At 46.2% G+C, this 6,074-nt stretch carries 6 protein-coding genes; 1 reads left to right on the top strand and 5 read right to left on the bottom strand.

What is annotated here, in order from left to right; translation table 11 throughout:
- On the bottom strand, positions 1 to 910 hold a 910-nt coding region (locus E2I14_RS19035), incomplete at its 3' end, for a ligand-binding sensor domain-containing protein (protein WP_319945938.1).
- Between the two features lie 1,016 nt (positions 911 to 1,926).
- Between E2I14_RS19035 and E2I14_RS19030 the strand changes: the two genes are divergently transcribed.
- Positions 1,927 to 2,127: a hypothetical protein gene (locus tag E2I14_RS19030; protein WP_133331509.1), complete on the top strand. Its 201-nt coding sequence runs from the start codon at positions 1,927 to 1,929 to the stop codon at positions 2,125 to 2,127.
- A gap of 522 nt (positions 2,128 to 2,649) precedes the next feature.
- On the opposite strand, the gene E2I14_RS19025 is transcribed toward E2I14_RS19030, so the two are convergent.
- The 4 genes from E2I14_RS19025 to E2I14_RS19530 all read right to left on the bottom strand — a co-directional run.
- Positions 2,650 to 3,435: a hypothetical protein gene (locus E2I14_RS19025; RefSeq protein WP_206105688.1), complete on the bottom strand. Its 786-nt coding sequence runs from the start codon at positions 3,433 to 3,435 to the stop codon at positions 2,650 to 2,652.
- Positions 3,436 to 3,932: 497 nt separating this feature from the next.
- Entirely contained in the window at positions 3,933 to 4,664 is a 732-nt protein-coding gene (locus E2I14_RS19020) for a response regulator transcription factor (protein ID WP_133331505.1), read from the bottom strand.
- Between the two features lie 459 nt (positions 4,665 to 5,123).
- Positions 5,124 to 5,918 carry a M66 family metalloprotease gene (locus E2I14_RS19015; RefSeq protein ID WP_227544830.1) on the bottom strand — a complete coding sequence of 265 codons (795 nt, stop codon included), beginning with the start codon at positions 5,916 to 5,918 and terminating at the stop codon, positions 5,124 to 5,126.
- On the bottom strand, positions 5,831 to 6,074 hold a 244-nt coding region (locus E2I14_RS19530), incomplete at its 5' end, for a hypothetical protein (RefSeq protein WP_206105687.1). The genes E2I14_RS19015 and E2I14_RS19530, both read right to left, overlap by 88 nt.

The raw sequence follows: 6,074 nt of genomic DNA, 5'->3' as shown, positions 1-6,074 counted from the left end.
TTAACCGTCCATGGCTCTTGCATCCCCAGCAACGCCTGATACAAATCTTTGCTTTCCATCGCGCTCTCCGTTGGCTAAACCTGCGCGATAGCGTACTCTTAACCCACAGAAAAGTCTGAAGAACCAATGTTTTAATCTCCATGTTGGCATCAAGCGTGAGCAATTTCAGACCATCTGACAATCCTATCCACAGTTGATTATTCTTAGTCAGCAAGAGCGAGTGAATAATGTTTTCGCTTGATGTGTTGTCCAAACGATGGTGCAAAAATTGAGATTGGTTAGGTTGAAGTTGGTCTAGTCCGGCATCGGTTCCAATCCACAAATTTCCATTTGAATCCAACGCCAGTGCGTTGACGGAATTACCCGATAGGCTTGAAGGTTCATTAGTAAGGTGTTTGAATCGCTTAAATTGCCCGGTCAATCTGTTGAAGTGCAGCAGCCCACCGGTTGTACCTATCCACAGACCGTCCTTGCCATCGCCAATGATGACTTCCACATTATTACGGGCGTCGTCGTGCGGGCCTTCGGGTGCGGCCGAAAAGGTGGTGAAGGTTTCAGTGTCGTTATCAAACTTTTGTAGGCCGCTTCGGCTGCCAACCCAAAGTACGCCACTTTTATCGACATACAGCGCCTTAACCCAATTACTCGCCAAAGATCTGCTATCGCCGTCTTTATGCTTGAACACAATCGAGTGGAAGCCGTCAAAACGACTTAAACCTGTCTGATTCCCAAACCAGATAAAACCCCACTTATCTTGGGTAATTGAAATGATGCAGGGATCGGCAATACCGTTATCGATATCCACATGCCTAAATCCAGTCGAATTAATTGACTGCGCGCAGGCGGAATCTGCGCCGACCAATTGAATCGCCAACACCAACATCCAGCTCAGGAATCGTCGATAAAGCACTCGCTGGCCTTTGGTACCTAATATATTGAATACAGCAACCATACGCTCCAAGCATCTAGGGTTAACGACGCAGACTCGGTGCTTAATAATAGTCATCAGTTTTGAATACTGCAAAATCAATCCGCCATACTCAAATCAAACTACCCGCCGCATCCAAATTCCAAAAATTGCTGAAAGATTGAAGTGCGTTGCGTGCCCGAGAGTGATAAAAAATACTATGAAAAGCGCAATAAACTGCTTAGTTCAATGCGGAGTAATCGAGCCGCAACATCGTGGGCATTTGCCATATCATCAACACCTAAAACCGCGAGCATAGCTAACGTATTTGTAAGAGTTGTGTGAGGATTCTTCGCGATGATCGATTGCAAAAAATGAATCAGCGGCGCTTAACGAACTTGGACGAGTTGAGTAGTTTTAATGGCCCAGCGGCTGTTTAAAATCACCTGTAATTGCTTTTCTACTTATCCATGCGCCTTCAGGTTGCAATTAAAACAAAATAGCTTTCATTTTGGTACGCGACAAATGTCTCGTTGACCAATTTGCAAAAGGCGTTCACGAAGTGGATTGCCTCCCTATTTTTGAACTAACTGTAGTGGCAGGCTGCTAGCGACGCCGACAACAGCCCAATCAGCAGCCGCTAATAACGCGCATGGTTTGGGCGTATGCGATTACTTCGATACCGAGTAACAAACAAGTTTGGAAATGCAAATGCGCCAAGCCCCATCCTCGGTCCAGAATCCAGACTCAGGCAAAATTCTTCCAACGCGTTACACGACAACTGTCACCTTGTCTTTCCCGATTGATTGTGAAAAACTGAATTCACCTAGTCGAATCCACCGCGCTCAGTGAAGGATTATTGCGCCTAAACTGCAAAAAAAATTGGTGACTAGTCACACCGTAATCAACGAACAAGCGCATCAAAACTTAGAAAAAATGTACTCCACAGACCGGCTCAACACTAAGTGAGCAATTGGAATACAGCACCTATCGGATTTATTGGGGCGGTACAGGGAAATATGGATAGCAAATTAGAAGACATCAACGCAGAAGCGTTAAATGAAATTTCGCAAATACTCTTTTCGATACGCGATCTGCTCGTACACACATCGCTGGCTTTAAACGATTCGCTCATGCAAAGCCATACGACTAGCCGATTCGATTGTGAAAACTTAACGCAGAATATTCTTGATGCGGCGCGCGACGGCAACAACGCCTAATTCCATCACTGCCCAACTTAGTCGATTACGATTGAGCTAAAGCTAAAGGCAGCGTTTTGAATAAAGATGTAGCGTCAAACGCCGGATTTGACTGGGGTAAAAATCGACTCCACTAATTCAACTATTCGCTCAATTTCGCCCCCGAATAAATCGAACGGATAGTATGTCCCGCGCTAGTTAAGGGCGGCACAATTTCTCCAAACACAGCGAGATGTTTTGAGTTCGGTCACATCAATAAATCAATTCACAATCATTCCGGGAAAAGGAAAACCATTATGCTTTGCGCCGTCTGCTGTGGTAACAGTCGATGCGATTGCAAACGTCACATAAGGACTAGTCGTTGACAGCGCTGCGCTCGGTGCTGTGATCGTTAGATTTACAATATCGCCATTGAGGCCAGTAGTTTTATCAAAACTAAAGGTTGCTAGATTAGTTTTTGTTGCGTTGATATTCGTTTGGATAGCTCTTACTTCCATCGGGAACGGCAATGCACCAAAACTGAATAACTTAACCTGAATTGTTTTACTCGCCCCAGGTGGGATTTGAATCGCTCCATTCGTATTTTAACGCAGCTGGGTTAGGAATTGGAGATGTTTCCTTGAAACTTGTCGGCATGTTTGGAACTGCTCCAAACATATCGAGCGAGCCTGATGACGCTGCACAAGGGGATTGACCAGATGCGATTCGCTGATTCGACCAAACGCTTTTCATTGATGTGCCAAATTCGGCAGAATAATAAAAATCTGATAGCACACACATGTCGCCAATTTCGGTTCCCATACCGAAACTAGAATAGGAAATATCATCGCGATCTAACAAATAAATACCACCCCCTAGCGGATCCGTCGCGGCTTCCACTAACTCATGGTATTGAAGATAAGCGTCTTCCATCAACGAGCTATAAGGAATAACTCCAAAAACGACGGGCGAAGTTTGCGTGGTTGAAGAGTGATAGCCAGATCCGGGGTTATCCGTAATCTGTGTAGATGTCGGATAGTAAAGCATAAAAATTTCAGACCCATGAAGCGTTGTCCAGGTCGCAGCATTATTCTGAACAAACTGAGAAATTTCGGCAGTGCTTATTTTTGCTGGTGGATTCTGCGAAACATTAACCGCCTGACCCACCGTCGCCGCACCTACTCCATACCGTGCTAAAGCAGTCCAGTTCGCGTCTGAAGTTGCCTTTTGGAGAAATTTCACGGTATTGGCTTGATCTGGAGTGCTAGGAAAAAATACCGGAATTACTACCGGATTTTTAATGACGTCAGCCTTGCTGTTATAACTAATCAGCTTTGGAAAAGGTGGCATAAAGGCCGGATAGGTAGCAGGAAGGTTCGTCGATGCTGTTGGCGCGCTGGGAGCTGGTGCTGCGGGTGCTGGTGCTGCGGGCGCTACAGGTGCTGCGGGCGCTGACGGTGCTAATGGAGTTGTAGAAGTCGCAGGTGTTGTAGGAGCTGTCGGCGTTGGCGGCGCGGTTGACGTTGCCGTTGGTGAGCTTGAATTAACCGAAGGAGTTGGCGTACTGAGCGTGGCGCCTGTGGTTCCGGAATTGCTGCTCCCACCACCAGACCCGCCGCATGCAGATAGACACAAACTAAGACCAATAATCAAAACACCGCACACATTTTTCATCACAATTCCTATACACAGGCATCCGTTAAGCGCCTACTCCGTCTTGAGTATTTTTGCATAGACAAAAAATATCTTTCGGCACTAGTTAGCTATTTTTTATTACTTAAAACGAGATCGACGACCAAGTAGATCTTAGGCTAACTCGGTCGTCGTCATCACCATAAAAAAGGGCATCACTTACACCCAAAACTTGGCAACGGCTCCTTGGACTGCTCATCCACGTTCAGTCGCTGCAAACAATATCCATAGCCATACACGGTCGATAATTGAAATCCATTCTCAGGGCGCAAATTCAATTTGCTGCGGATTTTTGAAATATGGGTATCCATCGTTCGCGATGCTGTTTCAATTTTTGTTGACCAAACGCTTTCTAAAATATACGCCCGTGATAGCGGACGTCCTAGATTACGAAATAAAAGTAGCGCGAGGTTGAACTCTTTTTCTGACAGATCAACCAATTCGCCCGCCACGGTAGCGCGCGTCGAACGGGTCTCAAGCGAGTATTTGCCGACTTCAAGATATTCCGGCAAATGTTGATTTGGGTAAGCTCTGCGCAACAAAGCCTGCACCCGCGCAATCAACTCACCACGACGGATAGGCTTAACTAAATAGTCATCAGCACCTGAATCGAGTCCGGCCACGATATCGTCTTCGCGGTTGCGACTAGTGATAAACAGAACAGGTAGATTAGCGGGTAGTTTTGCTCTAGCCCATTGCATAAGCTTGACCCCGTTTAAATCGGGCGCTTGCCAATCAATGATCAACATGTCACATCCAATTTGGCGCAGATCATCCAATAGACTGAGATTGCCGTTAATTCGAACAACAGAATGTTTAACCGAATTTAAGATGGAACTGACCAATTCCAATGAATTCGTATCATTATCGAGTACCGCAATTTTCATAAGACTCACGTAAAAACTTTAAGTAAACACGGAGAAAACCGCGGGGAACAGACCTAAACGATATCGCATCGGTCTCCTTGAACAACCTGTAACTAGAAGACCGCTCGTCAATACCTTGTGCTCGGTTAAGTCTGAGTTAAACCCAATTTATATTCTTTCCAATTGGCCTACAACGGGACAGATGTCATGTCCGCAGATTCCACCAAAGATAACTTACTGGCTATTGCTCGCCTAACTCTCTGGGTGGCGCAGAAAGGCGCCGCCGCTTTCGTCTTAATCAGCTTATTTAGTGCATGAAATTCCACTTGCATACAGGCGATCTTTCGCTTGGCGCGAACCGGCGCAATAACAGACATCCATCGATTGAATAACAACTGCAAAGCGCTTAACTGAGAATTAAAAATTCTATCCGAGAGAATGAAGTCCATCGATGCGACGGACTTCATCCACCAACAACGCTCAATACGACTGCGAAATCAATGCCTTCGCACTTCGAATTTGTGCAGCGGTCATCGTCCATACGGTAGGAGTATCTAGTAGCTCGAGTTTGGCAACCTTAGCGTTAGTCGGATTAGGGATGTCAATCGCCCACAAGTGAAAGCTATTCCGATTATTTGGGTCCGTAACACCGGCGTCGAAGGTGGCTGGATTTGAATATTTGCGGAATCCACCTTTTAGCAAACGATATACCTGTGATCCATCCGAGTAAGTCAAGCGCAGCGTGTAATCACAACCGGACATATGGCAGTACCAAATATACTCTGAGGAATTTCCATTTTGCGAATACGGATAAATTTTCGCGAGCTGCGTGCTGTCGGTTGGATCAATTGTCTCTATCGTGCCCTCGGTGGCGAGAATTGGCGGATAAAAGCGCGATACCCCGGGAGTTCCAGCATTGCTGTAGGTCACAACGACTTTGGCTACCGGGATATTTCGCAAGACCGGCACATTATTTTTGATCTGGTCTACGCCACCATTACTGGTGCTGGGCGAGAACGGCTTCCAACTCGCGCTCGTCGTATCCCATTTCGAAAAATTAGTCGGCGAGCTTGGATCCAACTTAATTTGCGATTGAATCCAGTTCTGAATTCTGGCTACGTTATAGTCGGAAAAAAGCGAGAAGCTATACATAGGATCACTACCACCATCACCATTATCCATTGGATCTAAGCGATAACATCTACCAGTCGCATCCAGCGGATATTGACCACTCGTTTTACACGATTGATAGATCGGTGCAGTTTTGGGAACCAAGGTGCTGCGGAATTGATTTGTGCTGCTGTGTAAGCGTCCAGCGCTACCACCTGTTCAAGCGGCAGATTTACTGTTAAGTGCGTAGCGGGAGAAGATCGTCCAGACGGCTGTTTGGACAGGCAGGTAATTTTTCCAAGGTGTCTTTCAGCCACGCGA

The sequence above is a fragment of the Sapientia aquatica genome, assembly GCF_004358105.1.
Taxonomy (GTDB): domain Bacteria; phylum Pseudomonadota; class Gammaproteobacteria; order Burkholderiales; family Burkholderiaceae_D; genus Solimicrobium; species Solimicrobium aquaticum.
The sequence above is the reverse complement of the archived record's forward strand: the minus strand, read 5'-3'. Positions and strand labels throughout refer to the sequence as shown.

What these genes read in the sequence shown, in the direction of transcription:
- E2I14_RS19030 (WP_133331509.1), top strand. Translation starts at nt 1,927, where the DNA reads ATGGATAGCAAATTAGAAGACATCAACGCAGAAGCGTTAAATGAAATT.
- E2I14_RS19025 (WP_206105688.1), bottom strand. Translation starts at nt 3,435, where the DNA reads ATGCCACCTTTTCCAAAGCTGATTAGTTATAACAGCAAGGCTGACGTC.
- E2I14_RS19020 (WP_133331505.1), bottom strand. Translation starts at nt 4,664, where the DNA reads ATGAAAATTGCGGTACTCGATAATGATACGAATTCATTGGAATTGGTC.